Source organism: Pseudomonas sp. Leaf59, from assembly GCF_920984685.1.
Classification (GTDB): Bacteria; Pseudomonadota; Gammaproteobacteria; order Pseudomonadales; family Pseudomonadaceae; genus Aquipseudomonas.
On the sequence record NZ_CAKLBR010000010.1, the window covers coordinates 65646 to 88049 of the forward strand.

21 protein-coding genes are annotated in these 22404 nt (G+C 61.6%); 7 read left to right on the forward strand and 14 right to left on the reverse strand.

All coding sequences use genetic code 11. From position 1 onward, the window contains the following. Positions 1–11: 11 nt before the first annotated feature. A complete protein-coding gene (locus tag LUB09_RS13020) occupies positions 12–2237 on the reverse strand; it encodes a heavy metal translocating P-type ATPase (protein ID WP_231422752.1) in 2226 nt (741 codons plus the stop codon). Between the two features lie 86 nt (positions 2238–2323). Here LUB09_RS13020 and cadR point away from each other — a divergent pair, with 86 nt between their 5' ends. Next, complete coding sequence (cadR, locus tag LUB09_RS13025; RefSeq protein WP_209986031.1) at positions 2324–2764, forward strand: Cd(II)/Pb(II)-responsive transcriptional regulator; 441 nt, start codon at positions 2324–2326, stop codon at positions 2762–2764. Between the two features lie 135 nt (positions 2765–2899). On the opposite strand, the gene LUB09_RS13030 is transcribed toward cadR, so the two are convergent. Further along, positions 2900–3733 carry a thymidylate synthase gene (locus tag LUB09_RS13030; protein WP_122307967.1) on the reverse strand — a complete coding sequence of 278 codons (834 nt, stop codon included), beginning with the start codon at positions 3731–3733 and terminating at the stop codon, positions 2900–2902. A 47-nt stretch (positions 3734–3780) separates the two neighbouring features. Next, positions 3781–4593 (reverse strand): prolipoprotein diacylglyceryl transferase, encoded by an 813-nt coding sequence (lgt, locus tag LUB09_RS13035; protein WP_003234701.1) that lies wholly within the window; start codon positions 4591–4593, stop codon positions 3781–3783. A 219-nt stretch (positions 4594–4812) separates the two neighbouring features. Here lgt and LUB09_RS13040 point away from each other — a divergent pair, with 219 nt between their 5' ends. Continuing rightward, the gene (locus LUB09_RS13040) at positions 4813–5559 is read left to right on the forward strand and encodes an NRDE family protein (RefSeq protein WP_231422753.1); all 747 of its coding nucleotides are present in this window, start codon (positions 4813–4815) and stop codon (positions 5557–5559) included. A 125-nt stretch (positions 5560–5684) separates the two neighbouring features. Here LUB09_RS13040 and ptsP read toward each other — a convergent pair whose 3' ends face one another. Together ptsP and LUB09_RS13050 are read right to left on the reverse strand one after the other, a co-directional pair. Continuing rightward, positions 5685–7964, reverse strand: a complete 2280-nt coding sequence (gene ptsP / locus LUB09_RS13045; RefSeq protein WP_209986037.1) for a phosphoenolpyruvate--protein phosphotransferase — start codon at positions 7962–7964, stop codon at positions 5685–5687. 22 nt (positions 7965–7986) lie between these two features. Next, the gene (locus LUB09_RS13050) at positions 7987–8466 is read right to left on the reverse strand and encodes an RNA pyrophosphohydrolase (protein WP_003234706.1); all 480 of its coding nucleotides are present in this window, start codon (positions 8464–8466) and stop codon (positions 7987–7989) included. Between the two features lie 143 nt (positions 8467–8609). Between LUB09_RS13050 and LUB09_RS13055 the strand changes: the two genes are divergently transcribed. Beyond that, positions 8610–9266 (forward strand): HAD family hydrolase, encoded by a 657-nt coding sequence (locus LUB09_RS13055; protein ID WP_231422754.1) that lies wholly within the window; start codon positions 8610–8612, stop codon positions 9264–9266. Positions 9267–9466: 200 nt separating this feature from the next. Here LUB09_RS13055 and LUB09_RS13060 read toward each other — a convergent pair whose 3' ends face one another. Together LUB09_RS13060 and ilvA are read right to left on the reverse strand one after the other, a co-directional pair. Continuing rightward, positions 9467–9880 carry a DUF2269 family protein gene (locus tag LUB09_RS13060; RefSeq protein WP_209986043.1) on the reverse strand — a complete coding sequence of 138 codons (414 nt, stop codon included), beginning with the start codon at positions 9878–9880 and terminating at the stop codon, positions 9467–9469. A gap of 40 nt (positions 9881–9920) precedes the next feature. Next, positions 9921–11435: a threonine ammonia-lyase, biosynthetic gene (gene ilvA, locus LUB09_RS13065; RefSeq protein WP_209986046.1), complete on the reverse strand. Its 1515-nt coding sequence runs from the start codon at positions 11433–11435 to the stop codon at positions 9921–9923. 137 nt (positions 11436–11572) lie between these two features. On the opposite strand from ilvA, the gene rpiA reads away from it, so the two are divergent. Continuing rightward, complete coding sequence (gene rpiA / locus LUB09_RS13070; RefSeq protein WP_231422755.1) at positions 11573–12244, forward strand: ribose-5-phosphate isomerase RpiA; 672 nt, start codon at positions 11573–11575, stop codon at positions 12242–12244. Between the two features lie 132 nt (positions 12245–12376). On the opposite strand, the gene LUB09_RS13075 is transcribed toward rpiA, so the two are convergent. From LUB09_RS13075 to LUB09_RS13090, 4 genes are all read right to left on the reverse strand, one after another. After that, entirely contained in the window at positions 12377–13291 is a 915-nt protein-coding gene (locus tag LUB09_RS13075) for an SdiA-regulated domain-containing protein (RefSeq protein ID WP_209986052.1), read from the reverse strand. A gap of 122 nt (positions 13292–13413) precedes the next feature. Further along, the gene (locus LUB09_RS13080; protein WP_209986055.1) at positions 13414–14340 is read right to left on the reverse strand and encodes an SdiA-regulated domain-containing protein; all 927 of its coding nucleotides are present in this window, start codon (positions 14338–14340) and stop codon (positions 13414–13416) included. A gap of 358 nt (positions 14341–14698) precedes the next feature. Continuing rightward, positions 14699–15364, reverse strand: coding sequence for a fumarylacetoacetate hydrolase family protein (locus LUB09_RS13085; protein WP_057006468.1), 666 nt, complete (start codon positions 15362–15364; stop codon positions 14699–14701). Between the two features lie 22 nt (positions 15365–15386). Continuing rightward, on the reverse strand, positions 15387–16781 hold the full coding sequence (locus tag LUB09_RS13090; protein ID WP_231422756.1) for an FAD-binding oxidoreductase: 1395 nt from the start codon (positions 16779–16781) through the stop codon (positions 15387–15389). Positions 16782–17147: 366 nt separating this feature from the next. Here LUB09_RS13090 and serA point away from each other — a divergent pair, with 366 nt between their 5' ends. Then, the gene (serA, locus tag LUB09_RS13095) at positions 17148–18377 is read left to right on the forward strand and encodes a phosphoglycerate dehydrogenase (RefSeq protein ID WP_057006466.1); all 1230 of its coding nucleotides are present in this window, start codon (positions 17148–17150) and stop codon (positions 18375–18377) included. A 66-nt stretch (positions 18378–18443) separates the two neighbouring features. On the opposite strand, the gene LUB09_RS13100 is transcribed toward serA, so the two are convergent. Further along, positions 18444–18884, reverse strand: coding sequence for a DUF4399 domain-containing protein (locus LUB09_RS13100; RefSeq protein WP_209986065.1), 441 nt, complete (start codon positions 18882–18884; stop codon positions 18444–18446). A 130-nt stretch (positions 18885–19014) separates the two neighbouring features. Between LUB09_RS13100 and LUB09_RS13105 the strand changes: the two genes are divergently transcribed. Beyond that, on the forward strand, positions 19015–19488 hold the full coding sequence (locus LUB09_RS13105) for a transporter substrate-binding domain-containing protein (protein WP_231422757.1): 474 nt from the start codon (positions 19015–19017) through the stop codon (positions 19486–19488). 266 nt (positions 19489–19754) lie between these two features. On the opposite strand, the gene LUB09_RS13110 is transcribed toward LUB09_RS13105, so the two are convergent. Beyond that, positions 19755–20387, reverse strand: a complete 633-nt coding sequence (locus LUB09_RS13110) for a 2OG-Fe(II) oxygenase (protein ID WP_209986070.1) — start codon at positions 20385–20387, stop codon at positions 19755–19757. A 131-nt stretch (positions 20388–20518) separates the two neighbouring features. Between LUB09_RS13110 and LUB09_RS13115 the strand changes: the two genes are divergently transcribed. After that, positions 20519–21271, forward strand: a complete 753-nt coding sequence (locus LUB09_RS13115) for a DUF2059 domain-containing protein (protein ID WP_209986074.1) — start codon at positions 20519–20521, stop codon at positions 21269–21271. Positions 21272–21376: 105 nt separating this feature from the next. On the opposite strand, the gene LUB09_RS13120 is transcribed toward LUB09_RS13115, so the two are convergent. Beyond that, positions 21377–22312 carry an alpha/beta hydrolase gene (locus tag LUB09_RS13120; protein ID WP_209986077.1) on the reverse strand — a complete coding sequence of 312 codons (936 nt, stop codon included), beginning with the start codon at positions 22310–22312 and terminating at the stop codon, positions 21377–21379. Positions 22313–22404: the final 92 nt, after the last annotated feature.

Below are 22404 nucleotides of genomic sequence, written 5' to 3' on the forward strand. Positions count from 1 at the left end.
CCCCTCATCGTTTATTTGCGCAACAGGCGCAGGCCATTGAACACCACCAGCAGGCTCACGCCCATGTCGGCGAACACCGCCATCCACATGGTGGCCATGCCAAGGAAGGTGACGGCCAGGAAGATCGCCTTGATCACCAGCGCCAGGGCGATGTTCTGCTTGAGGATACGCGAGGTTTGTCGCGACAAACGAATGAATGCCGGGATCTTGCGCAAGTCATCGTCCATCAGCGCGACGTCGGCGGTTTCGATGGCGGTGTCGGTGCCGGCTGCCGCCATGGCAAAGCCGATTTCGGCGCGGGCCAGGGCCGGGGCGTCGTTGATGCCGTCGCCGACCATGCCGACGCGGTGGCCCTGCTGGTAGAGGGTTTCGATGGCTTGCAGCTTGTCGGTGGGCAACAGGTCGCCCTGGGCCTGGTCGATCCCGACCTGGGCGGCAATCGCCTGCGCTGTGTGGGTGTTGTCGCCGGTGAGCATCAGGGTCTTGATGCCCAGCTCGTGCAATTGCCGGATGGCTTCGCGGCTGCTGTCTTTCACCGTATCGGCCACGGCGAACAGCGCAAGCGGGCCGGACGCGTCGAGCAGCAGCACCACGGACTTGCCTTGTTTCTCCAGGGCGAACAGCTTTTCTTCCAGTTCGGGCGAGCACAGGCCCAGGTCTTCCACCAGGCGATGGTTGCCCAGGTGGTAGGTCTGGCCATTGATATCGCCGCGCACCCCGCGACCGGCCAGGGCTTCGAAGTTATCCACAACGTGCACCGGCAGTTTCTTATCCACAGCCGCATTGGCGATTGCCAGCGACACCGGGTGATCGGAACGCCCGGCCAGGCTGGCGGCAAGCGCGGGGGCGCTGTCTTCGACGGTGGGGAACAGCGCCAGGTAATCGGTTTGCACCGGCTTGCCGTGGGTAATGGTGCCGGTCTTGTCCAGGGCCAGGTAGTCGAGTTTGTAACCGCCCTCCAGGTACACGCCGCCCTTGATCAGGATGCCCTTGCGCGCCGCCGCCGCCAGGCCACTGACGATGGTCACCGGGGTGGAAATCACCAGCGCGCAGGGGCAGGCCACCACCAGCAGCACCAGGGCACGGTAGATCCAGTCCACCCAGACGCCGGCCATGAACAACGGCGGGATGATCGCCACGCCCAAGGCAAACAGGAACACCACGGGGGTGTAGATCTTCGAAAAGCTGTCGACAAAGCGTTGGGTCGGCGCGCGGGCGCCCTGGGCCTGTTCCACGGCGTGGATGATCCGCGCCAGCGTGGAGTTGTTGGCCGCGGCCGTCACCTTGTATTCCAGAGAGCCGGCCTGATTGATGGTGCCGGCGAAGACCTTGTCGCCCACGGTCTTTTCAATGGGCAGGCTTTCACCGGTGATCGGTGCCTGGTCGATAGTAGACTGGCCGGCGGTGACTTCACCGTCCAGGCCAATGCGCTCGCCGGGTTTAACCCGCACGATGGCGCCGAGATCGATACCTTTGACTTCCTTTTCGACCCAGCTGCCGTCCGCCTGCTGCACCGTCGCCTGCTCCGGCGTCATCTGCATCAAGCCGCTGATGGCATTGCGCGCGCGGTCCAGAGACTTGGCTTCGATCAACTCGGCCACGGTGAACAGGAACATCACCATCGCCGCTTCCGGCCACTGACCGATCAACACGGCGCCGGTCACCGCGATGCTCATCAGCGCGTTGATGTTGAGGTTGAGGTTCTTCAGGGCGATCCAGCCCTTTTTGTAGGTGGTGAGGCCGCCGCTGAGGATCGAAACCAGTGCCACCAGCGCAATCAGCCAGGTCGGCGCCACGCCGGAAAAATGCAGCACCTCGGCGCCCAGCGCACCGACGCCGGACAACGCCAGCGGCCACCAGTGTTTTTTCGCCGGCGGCTCGGCGGCCGGCGTGCCCTCTTCAATCGGATCGGCCTGCATCCCCAGGGACTTGATCGCCTCGACGATCGGCGCGGTGCTCGGCAGGTCATGGGTGACGCCGAGGATACGGTTGATCAGGTTGAATTCCAGCTGCTGCACGCCGGCCAGCTTGCCCAGTTTGTTCTGGATCAGCGTCTGCTCGGTGGGGCAGTCCATCGCTTCGATACGAAAGGTGCTCAGGCGCGAGCCCGCCGAGGGTGCCTCGCTCAGTTGCACCCGCGCCGGCGCCGGCTCACTGGAACAGCAGGCGCCGCCATGGTTGTGCACGGGCGTGAGTTTTTTGGGTGCATGATCGTGGGTGTGCAGAGAATCGCTCATTCTGTCGCGTCCTTATAAGGTGCCTGTTGCCAAGTAAAGACCCTGTAGCCACTATAGGGTCAAGCACCCATTTGGAGATTGCTGCAATGAAGATCGGCGAATTGGCCAAACACACCGACTGCGCGGTGGAAACTATCCGCTACTACGAGAAGGAAGGCCTGCTGCCGCCCCCGGCGCGCACCGATGCCAACTACCGCGTATACACCCAGGCGCACACCGAGCGGCTGATCTTCATCCGCAACTGCCGCAGCCTGGACATGACCCTCGAAGAAATCCGCAGCCTGCTTGGCCTGCGCGACAGCCCCCAGGATCAGTGCGAAAACGTGAATGCGTTGATTGATGAGCACATCCACCATGTGAAAGCACGGATCGACGGGCTGCTGGCGTTGCAGGAACAACTGCTCGACCTGCGCCAGCGCTGTGGCGGCGGCCCGGAATGCGGGATTCTGCAGCGGCTGGAGGTAAGCGGGAGTGTGCAGGCCAGCGAAGCGGAGCCTTCACACGTGGGCCGCAGCCACGGGCACTGATACCGCCGGGATTAACACCAGATCCAAATGTGGGAGGGGGCTTGCTCCCGATTGCAGAGTGTCAGTCAACAGATGCTTGAATGACACACCGCTATCGGGAGCAAGCCCCCTCCCACACTTGACCGAGAACGACGCTTAGATCGCGACGTCAGCCTTGATGCTCGGATCGGCGTCGTAGCCCACGATCTCGAAATCTTCAAACCTGTAATCGTAGATCGACGCAGGCTTGCGCTTGATCACCAGCTCCGGCAGCTTCTTCGGCGTGCGCGCCAGCTGAGTGCGGATCTGCTCCATGTGGTTGCTGTAGGCGTGGGTGTCGCCGGTGGTGACGATGATCTCGTGAGGGATCAGGTCGCACTGCTGGGCCAGCATGTGGGTGAGCAACGCGAGCGCGGCGGTGTTGTACGGCAGGCCGAGGAACACGTCGGAGCTGCGGATATACAACTGCATCGACAGGTGGCCGTCATGCACGAATGCCTGGTACAGCAGGTGGCACGGCGGCAGGGCCTGCTTGCCGTTGCGCGCGTTTTCCTGAGGGCTTTGGGTTTCGTCGGGCAGGTACTCGACGTTCCAGCCGTGAAACAGGATGCGGCGGCTGTTGGGGTTGGTCTTGAGCGTGTGCACCATGTAGTCGATCTGGTTGATGGTGCCACCGTCTTTGGTCGGCCAGGCGGTCCACTGCTCACCGTACACCGGGCCGAGGTCGCCGTCTTCGGTGGCCCATTCGTCCCAGATTTTTACGCCGTTTTCATTGAGCCACTTGATGTTGGTGTTGCCGCTCAACATCCAGATCAGTTCGTTGGCGATGCTTTTGAAGTGCAACTTCTTGGTGGTCAGCAGCGGGAAGCCGTCGGCCAGGTTATGCCGATACTGACGGGCGAACACGGCTTTGGTGCCGGTGCCGGTGCGGTCGCCCTTGGTCAGGCCATTGGTCACGACGTCGTTCAGCAGTTCGAGATATTGCTTCATGTGCTTACCTGTATCGTTGAAGCCGAGGCGCGCCTCGGCATTCGTATTTAAAGCGCGGCGTTCTTGATGCCTTGCGGGCGGTTGTAGGCCCACCACAGCATGCCCAGGCCGGCGATGATCATCGGCAGGCTCAGCACTTGCCCCATGGTCAACCAGCCCCACGCCAGGTAGCCCAACTGGGCGTCCGGCACCCGCACGAACTCGACGATGAAGCGGAAGATCCCGTAGAACAGAGCGAACATCCCCGAAACGGCCATGGTCGGGCGTGGCTTGCGCGAGAAGATATAAAGGATAAGGAACAGTGCCACACCTTCCAACGCGAACTGGTACAACTGCGACGGGTGGCGCGGCAGTTGCGCCGGGTCGCTGAACGGCGGGAACACCATGGCCCACGGCACGTCGGTCGGCTTGCCCCACAATTCGGCGTTGATGAAGTTACCGATACGCCCGGCGCCCAGGCCAATCGGCACCATCGGCGCGACGAAGTCCATCAGTTGGAAAAACGACTTGCCGTTGCGGCGGCCAAACCACCAGGCGGCGATCATCACGCCGATAAAGCCGCCGTGGAACGCCATGCCGCCCTTCCACACCTCGAAGATCAGCGTCGGGTTGGCGACGTACGCCGGCAGATCGTAGAACAACACGTAGCCCAGTCGCCCGCCGACGATCACGCCCATCGACAACCAGAAGATCAGGTCGGAGAGCTTTTCCTTGGTCCAGGTCGGGTCGAAGCGGTTCAGGCGCCGGGACGCCAGGAACCAGGCACCGCCGATGCCGACGAGGTACATCAACCCGTACCAGTGGATTTTCAGCGGACCAATGGCCAGGGCCACCGGGTCGATCTGCGGGTAAGGCAGCATTGCGACTCCTCGTTAAATACAGTTAGTCATGACGCACCGGACCATGCCGATGCGCGATTAAGCCTGCGTTACAGCGGCCAGATCAAATCAGGAAGTTCACATACACACCCAACAGCCCGGCATGTTAACGGATGGAAGGTGCGCGGCCCAACTGCGTTGTCATGGAACGCCTGCGGTTGTGTGGGTAGAGTGGCCAAAAACACAACAGGGAATCACCCGATGTGCCTGATTGTCTTCGCCTGGCGGCCGGGCCATGCCCAGCCGCTGATCGTCGCGGCCAACCGCGATGAGTTCTACGCACGCCCCACTCTGCCGCTGGCCCAATGGCCGGACGCGCCTGATGTTTACGCCGGCCGTGACCAGGAAGCCGGCGGCACCTGGCTGGGAATCAGTGCCGACGGGCGCTTTGCCGCCCTGACCAATATCCGCGAGCCGCACCAGCCGCCGGCACGCACCTCACGCGGTGAGCTGGTGGCACGGTTTCTCAGTGGTTCGCAGCCCATTGACCAATATTTGGCCGAAGTTAATCGCCGTTCGATTGAATATGCCGGGTTTAACCTGCTGCTGGGTACGCGGGACGAGATGTGGCACTACAACGCCAACGAGGGCCAGCCGACCCGCTTGAAGCCTGGGGTTTATGGTTTGTCCAATGCCGGCCTGGACACACCCTGGCCGAAGTTGCTCAAGGCCAGAGCGGCGCTGCGCGAGTTGCTGGAAGACCCACAGCCGCAAGCCTTGCTGGCGATCATGAGCGACCCGCAGACCGCACCGTTTGCGCATTTGCCGGATACCGGCGTGGGGTTGGCCACCGAGAGTCTGTTATCCAGCGTGTTTATCGCCAGCGCCAGTTACGGAACGCGGGTGAGTACAGCGCTGATTGTGAATGCCGACGGTACGCGGCGCATGGTGGAGCGCAGTTTCGGCCCGCAGGGTGGGCGGTTGGGTGAAATCGAACTCAACCTCTAATCCCAAAACAGATTCAATGTGGGAGGGGGCTTGCTCCCGGTAGCGGTCTATCAGTCAAGTAGTGGTTGACTGACACTCAGCTATCGGGAGCAAGCCCCCTCTCACATTTGGATCGTCTGCAGCATTCAGAGCGTCTTGGCAGAACCCGGGTTGATCATCCGCGTCAGCCCCAGGTTTTTCAGCGCCAGTTGCAGCGAGCTGTGGATAACTTGCGGATTGTCGATGGTCATCAACTCGGCCAGCAGCTCTTTGGCCATGCCCAGTTCCACCTGACGCAGCATCCACTTCACCTTCGGCAAGTTGGTGGCGTTCATCGACAGGCTGTCAAAACCCATCGCCATCAACAGCACCGCTGCTGCCGGGTCGCCGGCCATTTCGCCGCAGATGCTCACCGGCTTGCCCTCGGCATGGGCGTCGCGCACCACATGTTGCAGGGCTTGCAGCACCGCCGGGTGCAGGTAGTCGTAGAGGTCGGCCACGCGCGGGTTGTTGCGGTCCACGGCCAGCAGGTATTGGGTAAGGTCGTTGGAGCCGACCGACAGGAAGTCCACCTGCCGCGCCAGCTCCTTGGCCTGGTACACCGCCGCCGGGATTTCGATCATCACGCCAATCGGCGGCATCGGCACGTCCGAGCCTTCGTCGCGCACTTCGCCCCAGGCACGGTGGATCAGGTGCAGCGCCTCTTCCAGCTCGTGGGTGCCGGAGATCATCGGCAGCAGGATGCGCAGGTTGTTCAGGCCTTCGCTGGCCTTGAGCATGGCGCGCGTCTGCACCAGGAAGATTTCCGGGTGGTCGAGGGTCACGCGGATGCCGCGCCAACCGAGGAAGGGGTTGTCTTCCTTGATCGGGAAATACGACAGGGATTTATCGCCGCCGATATCGAGGCTGCGCATGGTCACCGGCAACGGGTGAAACGCTTGCAGTTGCTCGCGGTAGATCGCCAGCTGTTCCTTCTCGCTCGGGAATCGCTGGTTGATCATGAACGGCACTTCGGTACGGTACAGCCCAACGCCTTCGGCACCGCGCTGTTGCGCGCGGGCGACGTCGGCCAGCAGGCCGGTGTTCACCAGCAGCGGCACGCGGTGGCCGTCGAGGGTCACGCATGGCAGTTCGCGCAGCGAATCGAGGCCCAGCGCCAGTTGTTTCTCTTCTTCCACCACTTCGGCGTACTGCTTGCGCAGCAGCTCACTGGGGTTGGTGAAGACTTCACCGCGATGGCCATCGACGATCATGTCGATGCCGTCGACCTTGGAATACGGCAGTTCCACCAGGCCCATCACCGTCGGGATACCCATGGCCCGGGCCAGGATCGCGACGTGGGAGTTACCCGAACCCAGTACCGACACCAGGCCCACCAACTTGCCCTCCGGCACTTCGCCGAGCATGGTGGCGGTCAGTTCTTCACTGATCAGGATGGTGTTGTCGGGGTAGACCAGATTGGTGGTGCGGTCTTCCTGCAGGTAGGCCAGCAGACGGCGACCGAGGTCGCGCACATCCGAAGCGCGTTCGCGCAGGTAGGCGTCGTCCATCAATTCGAAACGGTTGACGTGATCGGTGACCACCTGGCGCAGTGCGCCCTGGGCCCACTGGCCGGTCTTGATCACGGTCTTGACTTCGTTACCCAGGGACGCGTCGTCGAGCATCATCTGGTACACGTCGAACAGCGCACGCTCTTCGGGGCGCAGTTGGGTGGCCAGCTTGGTCGACAGGTTGCGCATGTCGGCGCGCACGCCTTCCAGGGCGGTCTTGAACAGTTTGATTTCGGCGTCAATGTCCTTGACGGTCTTGTCCGGCACCACATCGAGGTCGGCCGGCGGCAACATGACCACGGCCGTACCGACCGCTGCGCCCGGCGAACCCGGCACGCCAATGAACTTGGCCTCCTGGATACCCTTGCCCTCACGGCCCAGGCCGCGAATCGAGCCCGTCGCCTCGGCGTGGGCGATAACCCCGGCGAGCTGCGCGCTCATGGTCACGAGGAAGGCTTCTTCCCCTTCATCGAACTGACGACGTTCCTTTTGCTGGATAACCAACACGCCGACGACGCGGCGGTGGTGAATGATCGGTGCGCCGAGGAAGGACGCGTAGCGCTCTTCGCCGGTTTCGGCAAAGTAGCGGTAACGGGGGTGATCGGCTGCGTGCTCAAGGTTGAGGGGTTCTTCACGCGTCCCCACCAGGCCCACCAGCCCCTCGTTGGGCGCCATGCTGACCTTGCCGATGGAGCGCTTGTTCAGGCCCTCGGTGGCCATCAGCACAAAACGGTTGGTCTCGGGGTCCAGCAGGTAGACCGAGCAGACCTGGCTGCCCATGGCTTCCTTGACGCGCAACACAATAATCCCCAACGCCGCCTTGAGATCCTTGGCGGAGTTAACTTCCTGGACGATCTTGCGCAGCGTATTGAGCATGGCTCGGGGTCGAACTCCGTCGTCAGTCGCGCGATAAAAGGCGCGGGGCAAGCTCTTTGAGCGCGCGACGATACACTTCGCGCTTGAATGTCACCACCTGGCCCAACGGGTACCAATAGCTGACCCAACGCCAGCCATCGAACTCCGGTTTACCGGTCAAATCCATCCGCACCCGTTGCTCGTTGGAGATCAGGCGCAAAAGAAACCATTTCTGCTTCTGGCCGATGCACAGCGGTTGGCTGTGGGTACGCACCAGGCGTTGCGGCAAACGATAGCGCAACCAGCCACGGGTGCAGGCCAGAATTTGCACATCTTCGCGTTCAAGGCCCACTTCTTCGTTCAACTCACGGTACAAGGCGTCTTCAGGGGATTCGTCGGGGTTGATTCCGCCTTGAGGAAACTGCCAGGCATCCTGGTTGATTCGGCGAGCCCATAGCACCTGTCCGGCATCATTCGTAAGAATAATCCCGACATTAGGACGGAAACCATCGGGGTCGATCACGGCAACAACCTCGCAAACGCATGTCGCCGCATTGTTCCACAAAGGTTGATCAAGCGGCAACGAGGCTTCTTAGCTTATGTGCACTCTTGTGAAAAGTCCGTATTCTGGACGCCTTTTTACAGACTTTTCAGCGAGTAACTGCAATGCGCCTGGCTTTATTCGACTTGGACAACACCCTTCTCGGCGGTGACAGCGACCACGCCTGGGGCGATTACCTCTGCGAGCGCGGGATTCTCGACGCGGTGGCCTACAAGGCGCGTAACGATGAGTTCTATCAGGACTACCTGGCCGGCCGGCTCGACAATGCCGCCTACCTCAACTTCAGCCTGGAAATCCTCGGCCGTACCGAGCGGGCCCAGTTGGATGAATGGCATCGCGACTTCATGCGCGACTGCATCACGCCACTGATGCTGCCGCTGGCGGAACAGCTGCTGGCCAGGCACCGCGCCGCCGGCGACAAGCTGGTGATCATCACCGCGACCAACCGCTTCGTCACCGCGCCGATTGCCGAACTGCTGGGGGTCGAGACGCTGATCGCTACTGAATGCGAAGAGGTTGATGGGCGTTACACCGGGCGCAGCACCGACGTACCGTGCTTTCGCGAAGGCAAGGTGACGCGCTTGAACCGTTGGCTGGAAGAGACGGGCTACAGCCTGGAAGACAGCTATTTCTACAGTGATTCGATGAATGATTTGCCGCTGCTGGAGCAGGTGACACACCCGGTGGCGGTGGACCCGGACCCGAATCTGCGGGCTGAGGCCGAAAAGCGTGGCTGGCCGGTAATTACCCTGCGCAGCTGATATTGCTCCTGTGGCGAGCGGGCTTGCCCCGCGTTGGGGTGCGAAGCGCCCCCAATCAAGCAAAACGCGGTGTACCTGATACGGCTCAGCGTCTGGCTTTGGGGCTGCTGCGCAGCCCAACGCAGGACAAGCCTGCTCGCCACAGGGAATCTGCGCTTAACTGAACGGCATTAGGGCAAGCCCGCTCGCCACAAAAAATCTCAAACCGGCTTGGCCCCCATCAACCCGGCAATCACCACAAACCCCACCAGGCTGACCACCGCCAGCACCCGCGTGAAGTTCAGGCTGCCACCCTCACCCCTGCGCAGACGATTGAGCCGCGCCACCAGCCAGAACCAGGCCAGCGCGGCCACGGTATACACAATACTCGAGCCCAGAATCCAGGTTTGCCCCAGCGGCCAGCCCGTCAGGTGTGCCAGCCACCAGCCGGTGAACGGCATGCTCACCACGCACACACCCATCAATAACCATACAAACACCCACGGGCGTTGCAGGGTCACCGCCGGGCCTGCGCTGCGTTTGCGCCAGGCCAGCAGCGCCAGGCCAATACCGCTGAGCAACAGCAATACCGTGGCAGCAATGTGGATAACTTTCAGGGTGATCAGGGTTTCCATCGCTCGTATTCCTTAAAAGGTTGCGCCTGCAGCGTAGTCGCTAACCGAGGAAGAGTGTGTAGGCCGGGTTCTCGCTTTCATCCCAGTACGGGTAGCCAATCGCCTCAAGGGCCGCCGGCACCAGGTGACGCTCGTCCGCCGGCACTTGCAGGCCGGCGACCACACGGCCGTCTGCCGCACCGTGGTTACGGTAGTGAAACATCGAGATGTTCCAGCGCCCGCCCAGTTTATTAAGGAAGTTGAACAAGGCCCCCGGCCGCTCCGGGAACTCGAAACGGAACACCAATTCATTGCTGACGTGCGCCGCATGCCCGCCGACCATATGGCGAATGTGCAATTTGGCCAGTTCGTTTTCGGTCAGGTCCACCACCGGGAAACCCTGCTGGGTGAGGCTGGCGATCAGTGCGCTGCGCGGGTCGTTGTCCGGGTGGGTCTGCACGCCGACAAAGATGTGCGCCTCGCTGCCGGAGTGGTAGCGGTAGTTGAACTCGGTGATCTGGCGCTTGCCCACAGCCTCGCAGAACGCCTTGAAGCTGCCCGGCCGTTCGGGGATGGTCACGGCGATGATGGCTTCGCGGCCCTCGCCCAGTTCGGCGCGCTCGGCCACATGCCGCAGGCGGTCGAAGTTGACGTTGGCGCCGGAGTCGATGGCAACGAACGTCTGCCCGCTGACGCCACGGGTCTCCACGTATTTCTTGATGCCGGCCACACCCAACGCGCCGGCCGGCTCGGTGATGGAGCGGGTGTCGTCGTAGATGTCCTTGATCGCCGCGCAGATTTCATCGGTGCTGACGGTGATCACTTCATCCACATAATCCTTGCAGATCTCGAAGGTGTAATGGCCGATCTGCGCCACCGCCACGCCATCGGCAAACAGGCCCACGGTCGGCAGCACCACGCGTTCGCCGGCGGCCATGGCCTCTTGCAGGCAGTTGGAATCGTCCGGCTCGACGCCGATGACCTTGATCTCCGGGCGCAGGTATTTCACGTACGCCGCGATGCCGGCGATCAGCCCCCCGCCGCCCACCGGCACGAAAATCGCGTCCAAGGGCCCTGGGTGCTGGCGCAGGATTTCCATCGCCACGGTGCCCTGCCCGGCAATGGTGTGCGGATCATCGTAGGGGTGGATGTAGACGTAGCCTTGTTCGTCGACCAGCTTGAGCGAGTAGGCCAGCGCCTCCGGGAAGGAGTCGCCGTGCAGCACCACGATGCCGCCCCGGGAGCGCACGCCTTCGACCTTGATCTCGGGCGTAGTCTTGGGCATCACGATAGTGGCTTTGACCCCCAGCACCTTGGCCGCCAGGGCCAGGCCCTGGGCGTGGTTGCCCGCCGACGCGGTGACCACGCCGCGCGCGCGCTCCTCGCTGCCGAGCTGGGTGAGCTTGTTGTAGGCGCCGCGAATCTTGAACGAGAACACCGGCTGCAAGTCTTCGCGTTTGAGCCAGACCTTGTTGTCCAGGCGTTCGCAAAGCTGCGGGGCGATCTGCAACGGGGTTTCTACGGCAACGTCGTAAACGCGCGAGGTGAGGATCTTTTTGACGTAGTCTTCAAGCATCGTCGGCAATCACTGGGCGAGTGGGACAGGACCGATGAGTCTAACCCGGCCTTTGGCCGTAGGACCACACGAATCCCGAGGTTTTGTTGGGTTATACTCGCCGCCCTCGATAACTCCCCGCCCGTTCCGGAGCCCGCATGACCCAGGATCAACTCAAACAGGCAGTGGCCCAGGCCGCCGTCGATTTAATCCTTCCCAGACTCGACGACAAAAGCGTCGTCGGTGTCGGCACCGGCTCCACCGCCAACTGCTTTATCGATGCGCTGGCCCTGCACAAGGGCGCGTTCGACGGCGCCGTGGCCAGCTCCGAAGCCACCGCCGCGCGCCTCAAGGGCCATGGCATTCCTGTGTACGAGCTCAACACCGTTAGCGACCTGGAGTTCTACATCGACGGCGCCGATGAGAGCGACGAGCACCTGAACCTGATCAAGGGCGGCGGCGCAGCCCTGACCCGCGAGAAAATCGTCGCGGCCGTGGCCAAAACCTTTATCTGCATCGCCGATGCCAGCAAGCTGGTGCCGGTGCTCGGCGCTTTCCCGCTGCCGGTGGAGGTGATCCCCATGGCCCGCAGCCACGTGGCCCGCGAGCTGGTGAAGCTGGGCGGCGACCCGGTGTACCGCGAAGGCGTGCTGACCGACAACGGCAACATCATCATTGACGTGTTCAATATGCAGATCACTGATCCGGTGGGGCTGGAAACGCAGATCAATGCCATTGTCGGCGTGGTTACCAACGGCCTGTTCGCTGCTCGCCCGGCGGATGTGTTGTTGCTGGGCACTCCTGAAGGCGTGAAAACCCTCAAAGCCTGACACAGTCGCTAAATGTGGGAGGGGGCTTGCTCCCGATAGCGGTGGCTCAGTCACATCTGTGTTGACTGACACACTGCTATCGGGAGCAAGCCCCCTCCCACATTGGATCTCCCACATTGGATCTTCAGCGGTTCAAGCGTCCGGTTTCTTGAATACATAAAACAGGTTCGGTTCGCTCACCAGGTACAGGCTGCCCTGGTCGTCCATGGCGATCCCTTCGGCCTGGGGCACGCGTTTCTTCAATCCATGGCGTCCATTGAGCAACGACAAGGTGCTCAATGGGCGACCGTCGATATCCAGCTCCAACACCAGAAACGACTCATCCGACAGCGCCAGCAAATGGCCGCTGCGCTCGTCGTACTGCAGGCTCGACAGGTCGCGCACGAACAGCCCGGCATCGCGCTTGGGGTTATTGATCACGTGCACCGAGTAGGTTTTTTCCGCTTTGAAATGGGGAAACCCGTGGACCTCGTAGATCAGCATCGGGTCGCGCTCCTTGGCGACGAACAGGCGCTTGCCCACCGAGTCGTAGGCCAGGCCTTCAAAGCCCTTGTTGCTGCCCATGTGCACGCCCAGGGTCATTTGCTCGGCGTCGGCCGCGTCGAGAAATTGCGTGTCATCGTCCACGTGCACCTTGATCAGCCGTTGCTGGCGCTCATCGCTGATCACGTAGATGTTGTCGCTGATGAACTCCACCGCCTCGGCATCGCCAAACCCTACCAGCGCAATACGCCGCAGGATCCTGCCGTCCAGGGACAGCTCGATCAGTTCGGCGTTTTTGTTGGTCACGGTAAACAGGCTTTTGCGCACCGGGTCGTAGGTGAGCGCCGAGACATCGTCGTCCAGGCCCTCGATTTTCTGCGCTTCGAGGGTGACCTGGTAGTCGTTCAGGCCGATGGAGCGCTGGTCGGCCGGCTGGCGCCACACTTGCCAGTTGAACCAGGCCCGTTCGAACAGGCGAAACTGCTGGGCGACGACCACGCCGGCCACCAGGGCGATCAACAACAGGATGAGAAAAGCAGGTTTGGGACGGGCAAGTCGACGCATCGGGGCGGGCTCGGAGAAAAAAACTGGCGAATAGATATCAAGGTCGCCTGAATTTAAACTTAAACGCGCCCGGCTGTCTGGCGAATGCCGTTTACAGGGATCAAACCGACGCAATCCGCCGGTTATTGATGCTTTTCGAAACGGTAGAACAGGTTGGGCTCACTGACCATGTAGAGGTTGCCCTCGTCATCCATGGTCACCCCTTCGGCACGGGGAATGGTGTTCTTCAGGCCGTTGAAACCACCGAGCAGGGTCATGAAGCTGACTTGCTTGCCATGCTCGTCCAGCTCCAGCAGCAGGTGCGAGTCGGCTGACAGCACCAGCAGGTGGCCGGTACGCGGGTCGACCGCCAGGGCCGAGAGGTTGCGTACATCCAGTTCGTTGCTGCTCAGCTTCTGCTTGGCGCCGACCAGGGTCTGGCTGCCATCGCTTTTCCAGGTGAACAGCGCAGGCGGGCGCTCTTCGCCGAGCACCAGTTGCTGGTTGCGCGGGTCCCAGGCGACGGCTTCAAAGGCCTTGTTCTGGTCCTTGGACGGGCCCAGGTCATAACTGGGGAAATCGGCTTTGTTCAGCGCAGTGGTACCCGCATCGATCCTGACGATGGTAAGGCTGTGCTGACGCTCGTCGACCACGGCGATCAGGCCGTTTTCCATCACCGTCACGGCTTCCGGGTTGTTCCAGCCATTGAGCGGCATCTTGCGCAGAACGTCGCCTTGCAGGCTCAGCTCGACCAGAAACGGGTTCTTGCCCATCACCGAAAACAGCGTTTTGCTGTGCGGATTGTAGGAGACGTCCGACGCCTCATCCCCTTCCATCCCGGGCAGCAATTTGGCATCGATCACCGCGTGATAGTCCGGCAGCCAGATGCTTTGCTGGCGTTCTGCCGGGGATTCGAAGCGTTCCAGCACCCACAGCACGCCCCGGTCGTCCCAATGCATGGCCCAGGCCACGCCATACAGCACCGCAGCGGCCAGGAATACCCAGGAATACCAGCGCATGAAACGGCGGGGGCGAAGCGTGGATTTGGAGGTAGGCAGAGGCACGGCCATGGGTCGCTTTTCCGGAAAGTCAGCGGTAGGGAATAGCACAGGATGCGAAGGGCTGCGCGTTAGAAGCGAGGATTATCCAGACGGCGTGTGAAAAAAATGCAAAGACGGTAGTGCTGTGGCGAGCGGGGTTGCCCCGCGTTGGGCTGCGCAGCAGCCCCAAAACTATGCGCTGCGCAGTGTCAGGTGTACCGCGCTTTTGTTGATTGGGGGCGCTTCGCACCCCAACGCGGGGCAAGCCCGCTCGCCACAGCAAGCCCGCTTGTCACAACGGGCGCGCTTGCTACAGAGGCTCCGGTTTGCTGCACGACAGCGCTAAGGCGAAGATTTGCGGAGCCTCCCACAGGTTTTGACCAAGCTTTTAGCGAACGACGCTTTCGAAGCGGGTGCCGCCCGCCAGTTCCAGCACCAGTTCATCGCCCACATTCAGCGGGCCCACGCCGGCGGGAGTGCCGGTGAGGATGACGTCGCCAGCCTGCAGCGAGAAGCAGCCGGCCATGTGCTGGATCATCGGGATGATCGGGTTGAGCATCAGCGCGCTGTTGCCGTCCTGGCGCACTTCGCCATTGATGGTCAGGCGGATGCCGATGTCGGTGACGTCCGGGTACGTGCTGCTCACCACGAAGGGGGCAATCACCGCCGCGCCGTCGAACGACTTGGCGATTTCCCAGGGCAAACCCTGGGATTTGAGTTCGGCCTGCTTGTCGCGAAGCGTCAGGTCCAGGGCCGGGGCGAAGCCGGAGATGGCGTCCAGCACTTCTTCACGGTTGGGGTTGTTCGACAGGGGCTTGCCGATCAGCACCGCGATTTCCGCCTCGTAGTGCACCGAGCCGCGCTCGGTGGGGATGGCGAAACCGCCCTCCAGCCCGACCACGCAACTGCCCGGTTTGATGAACAGCAGCGGTTCGGTGGGCACCGGGTTGTTCAGCTCCTTGGCATGTTCGGCGTAGTTACGCCCGATGCACACCACTTTGCCCAACGGGAAGTGGATATTGGTGCCGTCGATATACTTGTGCTGGTAGCTCATGGAACGACTCCTTCAGGTGCGTTTAAACAGCGAAGATCTTGCCGGGGTTCATGATCCCGTTCGGGTCGAATACCGCTTTCACGGCCTTCATGTATTCGATTTCAACCGGTGAGCGGCTGTAGGCCAGGTAATCGCGCTTGGTCATGCCCACGCCGTGTTCGGCGGAGATCGAGCCGTTGTACTTCTGCACGGTTTCGAACACCCACTTGTTCACGGTGGCGCACTTGGCGAAGAACTCATCCTTGCTCAGGTTTTCCGGCTTGAGGATGTTCAGGTGCAGATTGCCGTCGCCGATGTGGCCGAACCAGACGATTTCGAAGTCGGGGTAGTGCTCGCCAACGATCGCATCGATTTCCTTGAGGAAGGCCGGGACCTTGGAGACCGTCACCGAGATGTCGTTCTTGTACGGCGTCCAGTGGGAAATGGTCTCGGAGATGTACTCGCGCAGTTTCCACAGGTTATGCAGTTGGGTGTCGCTCTGGCTCATCACGCCGTCCAGCACCCAGCCCTGCTCCACGCAGTGCTCGAAGGTTTCCAAAGCATGGTTGGCGACGTCTTCGGTGGTGGCTTCGAATTCCAGCAACGCGTAGAACGGGCAATCGGTCTCGAATGGGGCGGGCACGTCGCCACGGCCCATGACCTTGGCCAGGGCCTTGTCGGAAAAGAACTCGAAGGCGGTCAGGTCCAGCTTGCCCTGGAACGCGTGCAGCACCGGCATGATCGAGTCGAAGTCGGTGGTGCCCAGCACCATGGCCGTGAGGTTTTTGGGCGCTCGGTCCAGGCGCATGGTGGCCTCGACCACAAACCCCAGGGTACCTTCGGCGCCGATGAACAGCTGGCGCATGTCATAGCCGGTGGCGTTCTTGATCAGGTCGCGGTTCAGTTCCAGCACATCGCCCCTGCCGGTGACGACCTTCATGCCGGCCACCCAGTTGCGGGTCATGCCGTAGCGAATCACCTTGATTCCGCCGGCATTGGTGCCGATGTTGCCGCCAATCTGGCTGGAACCGGACGAGGCGAAGTCCACCGGGTAATACAGGCCGTTTTCCTCGGCGACGTTCTGCAATTGCTTGGTGACCACGCCCGGCTGGCAGACGGCGGTGCGGTCGGTGAGGTTCACGTCGAGAATCTGGTTCATGTAGTCGAACGACACCACCACCTCGCCATTGGCCGCCACCGCCGCCGCCGACAACCCGGTACGCCCGCCGGACGGTACCAGCGCGAACTTGCGCTCATTGGCCCAGCGAACGATGGCCTGCACCTGTTCGATGGTCTTGGGAAAGACGATGGCGGTGGGCGCCGGGGCGAAATGCTTGGTCCAGTCCTTGCCGTAGGTTTCCAGGGAGTCGGCATCGGTCAGCACCTTGCCGGGCTCAACCAGGGTCTTCAGCTCATCAATCAGGGCAACCTGGGTCATCGACAGAACTCTCGAACAATTCATGGTCATCCTGAGAACGCTTCACGTCGCAGGAATAGGTGTTTAGCGGGGTGCGTATGCTAGCATACCGCCCCCGCAGGACAGACCCAAAGGGCGTTTCTGCGGTGACGGCTTTCCTGCCGTCCGGGTCAGCTCTGTGCCCTGATTTACCAATACGTTTCTGTTTGGCGAGTGGCTGTTGTCGTCAGGCAAGGCGCCGCGACGACTCATAGCTTGCTATGGGGAGGAGCGGCAACGCAGCATGACGGCAACAGACGCCGTCAAACGGAAACAGTATTGGTGAATCAGGGCACATCCGGCTATTCGATTCCCTGCCATTTTTCTCCGGGATACAGGTTTACGCAGATGAGCAAGACTTCTCTCGATAAGAGCAAGATCAAGTTCCTTCTTCTGGAAGGCGTCCACCCATCGGCCGTCGACGTCCTGAAGGCCGCCGGGTACACCAGCATTGAGTACATCACCAGTTCTCTGCCGGAAGCCCAACTGAAGGAAAAGATCGCCGACGCGCACTTTATCGGCATTCGCTCCCGCACTCAGCTGACCGAAGAGATCTTCGATCACGCCAAGAAACTCGTGGCGGTCGGCTGTTTCTGCATCGGCACCAACCAGGTTGACCTGAACGCTGCGCGCGAGCGCGGCATCGCGGTGTTCAACGCACCGTACTCCAACACCCGTTCCGTTGCGGAGCTGGTGCTGGCCGAGGCCATCCTGCTGTTGCGCGGTATCCCCGAGAAGAACGCTTCCTGCCACCGTGGCGGCTGGATCAAGAGCGCGGCCAACTCCTTCGAGATCCGTGGCAAGAAGCTGGGCATCATCGGCTACGGCTCGATTGGTACGCAGCTGTCGGTGCTGGCCGAAGGCCTGGGCATGCAGGTGTTCTTCTACGACACCCTGACCAAGCTGCCATTGGGCAACGCCACTCAGGTGTCGAGCCTGAACGAGCTGCTGGGCATGTCCGATATCGTCACCCTGCACGTACCGGAAACGTCCGAGACCCAGTGGATGATGGGCGAGAAGGAAATCCGCGCAATCAAGAAAGGCGGGATCCTGATCAACGCCGCGCGCGGCACTGTGGTCAAGCTGGACGCTCTGGCCGACGCGATCAAGGACAAGCACCTGATCGGCGCCGCCATCGACGTGTTCCCGGTGGAGCCGCGCTCCAACGACGACGTCTTCGAAAGCCCGCTGCGTGGACTGGACAACGTGATCCTGACGCCGCACATCGGCGGTTCCACCGCTGAAGCCCAGGCCAACATCGGTCTGGAAGTGGCCGAGAAGCTGGTCAAGTACAGCGACAACGGTACCTCGGTGTCGTCGGTGAACTTCCCGGAAGTGGCCCTGCCGGCTCACCCTGGCAAGCACCGCCTGCTGCACATCCACCAGAACATTCCAGGTGTGATGATGGAGATCAACAAGGTGTTTGCGGAAAACGGCATCAACATCTCCGGTCAGTTCCTGCAGACCAACGAGAAGGTCGGCTACGTGGTGATCGACGTCGATGCCGAGTACTCGGACCTGGCGCAGGAGAAGCTGCAGCACATCTCCGGCACTATCCGCAGTCGCGTATTGTTCTGACGTTTCACGCCGCACAAAAAATGGGAGACCCGCAGGGGTCTCCCATTTTTTTTAGCCGAACAACGCTTACTTGACGTTAACGGTGATGACCTTGGACACCACGGTCGGGTTGAACTGCATGTGCAGCTTGTCGCCCGCCACCAGTTGCAAGGTGTGCTTGCCCGGGGTGAGGGTCAGTTCGGTTTCGGTCTGGGCCTTGCCGTAATGGATCACGGTGTCGGTGGCCGGGATCGGCAGCTTGGCGTCCGGCAATTCCTTCTGATCGATCAGCAGGTGATGGTGACCGGTGCCGGCGGCCTGCTCGGTGGCCGGGGCCAGCGTCAAGCCTTCCATGCCGAACTTGACGGTGAAGGTCTTGTCGACGGTGGCGCCGTCCTTGGGCGAGACGATAAACACCTTGGCACCCTCGGGTGGAGCGCTGCGCGGGATGCCGTCAGCGGCGCCAGCCAACATCGATGCACCCAGCAGCAGGCTGGCCAGGGCGGTACGAGACATAAGGGCTTTCATTCGCTTCTCCAGTTTTGTATGAAATCTGTAGGTTCAGGACAACTTCGCGACATATTGCTGTCCAAGGCACTCGACACCCTGACAAAGCGATGCTGATCGGCGCCTCGCACATTCGAATCTAGGAGTGACCATGCGCTTCTCGCCTGGCCTGTTACTGTTGCTACCCCTCTTGAGCCCCTTGGCTCACGCCGAGTTGATCGACGATATCAACGATCGCGGCGAACTGCGCATCGTCCTGCAAGCCAATACGCCGCCTTACAACTTCAAGGACGGCGACAAGCTCACCGGTTTTGAAGTGGAGCTGGGCGAACAACTGGCCAAGGAGATGGACCTGCGCCCCTCGTTCATCACCACCGATGACGCCGACATGCTGTCGGGCGTGGAAACCGGCAAGTACGACGTGGCCATCAACCATATCGCTATGACTGCCGAGCTTGAGGATCGTTTCGATTTCAGCGAGGCGTACAGCGAGAAACCCGAGCTGGCGATTCCGTTTCAGAAGGGCAACCCGGCGTTCAAGGTGAGCCTGGACAACGCGTTGCATCGGGTGAAGGCCGATGGCCGGTTGAAGGCGATGTGGCAGAAATGGTTAAAGCCTGAGTAACACGCGGTGAATGTGCAAGGCGCTGGAGCCTCTGTGGCGAGCGGGCTTGTTGTGGCGAGCGGGCTTGCCACGCGTTGGGGTGCGCAGCGCCCCCAATCAAGGAAAACGCGGTGTGCCTGACACTGCACTGCGCATGATTTTGGGGCTGCTGCGCAGCCCAACGCGGGGCAAGCCCGCTCGCCACAAAGATGTGGTTACCTGAAATTTCAAGTTTTGAATCAGCACATTATTTTTTGATAAGCGCTGGGTCCCGGCCGAGTCAGTGCTTAGAAAGGCTCATTGCCCCGCCGGCGAAACCAGCCCGTAAGCGACAGCCGTTCGCGCGTGGCGGGCAACACTTCGTGGGGCACTTCGCCCGACAGGAACACCACCAGGCTGCCGCCGGTGGGCACCACATCGTGTTCGGTGCCGCCCTTGAGGTACATGCGCAACTGGCCGCCGTGCTCGGGCAGCCAGGCGTCATTCAGGTAGATAACGGCCGATACCATGCGCCGATCATCGTCGCGAAAACGGTCTACATGCCTGAGATAAAACGCGCCGGGCGGGTACATCGCAAAATGGCTTTCGAAATCTTCCAGGCCCAGGAACAGGCCACGGTTCATGGCCAGGCGCAGGCTGTCCATCACGGCCATGTAAGTGTCGCAGACGGCGGCGTCGCCCTCCTCCAGCCACTGGATATGGTCACCGCGAATCCCCTCACGAATCTCCTGCGTCGGGCCGCGCCCCACGGCCGCAGGCGCCAGCTCACCTTCGGCCGCACGTTTACGGCACTCAGCCGCCAACTCCAGGGTCAGAACCTCGGGCAGGAAGGCGTGCTGCTGCGACCAGCCTTTTTCGGCCAGGTCGTCGACAATGCGTTGCAGCAAGGGGTGATCGAGGGGTATTTGCATGGCGCGCATAGTATCCATACGCCTGGGAATTCGACAGCGCCGTCGAGCGACTGAACACACTTTAGTCAGGTGACTGATAGGACTTCTCGACAAATCCTACGCCCGACACGGACAATAGTGGCCGACTGACAGGAGTCCTTATGCGTCGTTTGTTTTTTTCCTTGCTGATGTTCTGCGTGTTGCCCGCCTGGGCAGACAGCCATGACCAGTTGTACAAGGTTGCCGGCTGGGCCGAACAACGTGCGCATTTCAATGACGCCCTCAGCGCCGCCCAGCAGCGCTACCGCAACAGCCTGCCGCCGGCGGTGTACCAGGCGCTGGTGGACAACAGCAACAAACGCTTCGCCGCCCAGGCCATGGACCAGCGGGCCGAGGCGCAATTGCGCAAGCACCTGGCCGACCCGCAACCGGCGCTGAGTTTTTTCCAGTCGCCGCTGGGCCGCAAGATCGTCGCCGCCGAGTTGCTCGCCACGCGCCGTGACCAACTGGCGAAAAACGCCCAGGGCCTGCCGAAAATCCAGGCCGACGCCACCCGCAGCCTGATCATCGGCCACCTGGCCCAGGCGTTGCCCGCCCGTGAAGCCGGTGCGGAAGTCAGCCTGGCGATTGCCGGCGTGGCGGCCGACAGCCTGAGCCAAATGATCCCCGGCTTGCTCGGCGGCGGGCAGGCCCAGGGCATGTTGAACGGCCAACGCGAACGGCTGATGCAGCAGATCGATAAGGACCTGAACAACACCTTGCTCTACGTCTATCGGGATTTGTCCGACCCGGAGCTGGAAGAATTCGCGACCTTTGCAGAGTCACCGCAGGGCAAGGCGTATTACCAGGCGGCGCTGGCGGCGATCCGGGCAGGATTGGCGGTGGGCCAAAGCACTTCAAGCCTGACACCGTAAAAAATGTGGGAGGGGGCTTGCTCCCGATAACAGAGTGCCAGTCGACACCAGGGCGACTGATGCACCGCTATCGGGAGCAAGCCCCTTCCCGCATTGCGAGCTGGATTACTTCAGGTGGTCCGTCAAATAGCGGAAGTACGCTTCGCGAATCGGCGCAATCTCATTGGCCAGGTGATGCCTCCCCTTGGCCAGCATCAGCACCTCGGGTTGCTCGAACTTGCTGCGCAGCACCTGCAGGTTGTGCTGCCAGTCTACCGTCATGTCTTCCTCGCCCTGCACAATCACCACTCGCCTTGCGCTGCGTGGCGCCGCTTCGATGCGCTTGATCCATTGCACCAGCGCTCCCACCCAGGCGGTGGGCAGTTGCCGGGGTTGCAGCGGATCGGCTTCAAGAAACGGTTTGAATTCGGGGTCGTGGGTGTTCTCGCTGAACCGCCGCGCGATGCCTTTGACGAATGGCCGCAGCAGGTAATAGCTGAGCTGCGACCAGCCCCAGGCGCGCGGGCGCACCAACGGGGACAGCAGCAGGACCTTGCCCTGGGCCGGACTGTCGGCGCCGTGGCTGAGCAAGTGGTCCACCACCACCGCGCCGCCGGTGCTTTGCCCGAACAGATGCCAGGGCTGCGGCAAGTGCAACGCCTGGGCCTGCTCGAACAACCCATGCACCACGTGCTGATACACCGCGAAATCATCGATGCTGGCACGCGTGCCGCTGGACAGACCGTGCCCGGGCAGGTCGCAGGCGATCACCACAAAACCCTGTTCCAGCGCCCAGTCCACCACATGCCGATACAGCCCCATGTGGTCATAGAAGCCATGAAACAAAAACATCGTCGCCACCGGCACCGGCGGCCACCATACCTGCGCCACCACCTCGAACCCGTCCACCTCGAAGCGCCCCAGACGGCTCACCACCTTGCGCGAAGGCAAGTCGAGCCCGTAGAAACGCTGGTACACCCGCGCCTCGGCTGACAGCGGTTGCGCATCCACCAGCGGGCGCAGACTCGCGCGCAGGTGATCGGGGTCAAAGGTGACAGGCATAAAGGGTTCCAGACTCACGGTGAAGATGAAGATCGAGCTGCGATATTCATCTGTCGAGGCAGGCATGGCAAGCTACGCGACCCTTGAGGATC

Excerpts from the sequence above, each read along its gene's own strand:
- LUB09_RS13020 (WP_231422752.1), bottom strand. The coding sequence starts at position 2,237 with ATGAGCGATTCTCTGCACACCCACGATCATGCACCCAAAAAACTCACG.
- cadR (WP_209986031.1), top strand. The coding sequence starts at position 2,324 with ATGAAGATCGGCGAATTGGCCAAACACACCGACTGCGCGGTGGAAACT.
- LUB09_RS13030 (WP_122307967.1), bottom strand. The coding sequence starts at position 3,733 with ATGAAGCAATATCTCGAACTGCTGAACGACGTCGTGACCAATGGCCTG.
- lgt (WP_003234701.1), bottom strand. The coding sequence starts at position 4,593 with ATGCTGCCTTACCCGCAGATCGACCCGGTGGCCCTGGCCATTGGTCCG.
- LUB09_RS13040 (WP_231422753.1), top strand. The coding sequence starts at position 4,813 with ATGTGCCTGATTGTCTTCGCCTGGCGGCCGGGCCATGCCCAGCCGCTG.
- ptsP (WP_209986037.1), bottom strand. The coding sequence starts at position 7,964 with ATGCTCAATACGCTGCGCAAGATCGTCCAGGAAGTTAACTCCGCCAAG.
- LUB09_RS13055 (WP_231422754.1), top strand. The coding sequence starts at position 8,610 with ATGCGCCTGGCTTTATTCGACTTGGACAACACCCTTCTCGGCGGTGAC.
- LUB09_RS13060 (WP_209986043.1), bottom strand. The coding sequence starts at position 9,880 with ATGGAAACCCTGATCACCCTGAAAGTTATCCACATTGCTGCCACGGTA.
- ilvA (WP_209986046.1), bottom strand. The coding sequence starts at position 11,435 with ATGCTTGAAGACTACGTCAAAAAGATCCTCACCTCGCGCGTTTACGAC.
- rpiA (WP_231422755.1), top strand. The coding sequence starts at position 11,573 with ATGACCCAGGATCAACTCAAACAGGCAGTGGCCCAGGCCGCCGTCGAT.
- LUB09_RS13075 (WP_209986052.1), bottom strand. The coding sequence starts at position 13,291 with ATGCGTCGACTTGCCCGTCCCAAACCTGCTTTTCTCATCCTGTTGTTG.
- LUB09_RS13080 (WP_209986055.1), bottom strand. The coding sequence starts at position 14,340 with ATGGCCGTGCCTCTGCCTACCTCCAAATCCACGCTTCGCCCCCGCCGT.
- LUB09_RS13085 (WP_057006468.1), bottom strand. The coding sequence starts at position 15,364 with ATGAGCTACCAGCACAAGTATATCGACGGCACCAATATCCACTTCCCG.
- LUB09_RS13090 (WP_231422756.1), bottom strand. The coding sequence starts at position 16,781 with ATGACCCAGGTTGCCCTGATTGATGAGCTGAAGACCCTGGTTGAGCCC.
- serA (WP_057006466.1), top strand. The coding sequence starts at position 17,148 with ATGAGCAAGACTTCTCTCGATAAGAGCAAGATCAAGTTCCTTCTTCTG.
- LUB09_RS13100 (WP_209986065.1), bottom strand. The coding sequence starts at position 18,884 with ATGAAAGCCCTTATGTCTCGTACCGCCCTGGCCAGCCTGCTGCTGGGT.
- LUB09_RS13105 (WP_231422757.1), top strand. The coding sequence starts at position 19,015 with ATGCGCTTCTCGCCTGGCCTGTTACTGTTGCTACCCCTCTTGAGCCCC.
- LUB09_RS13110 (WP_209986070.1), bottom strand. The coding sequence starts at position 20,387 with ATGCGCGCCATGCAAATACCCCTCGATCACCCCTTGCTGCAACGCATT.
- LUB09_RS13115 (WP_209986074.1), top strand. The coding sequence starts at position 20,519 with ATGCGTCGTTTGTTTTTTTCCTTGCTGATGTTCTGCGTGTTGCCCGCC.
- LUB09_RS13120 (WP_209986077.1), bottom strand. The coding sequence starts at position 22,312 with ATGCCTGTCACCTTTGACCCCGATCACCTGCGCGCGAGTCTGCGCCCG.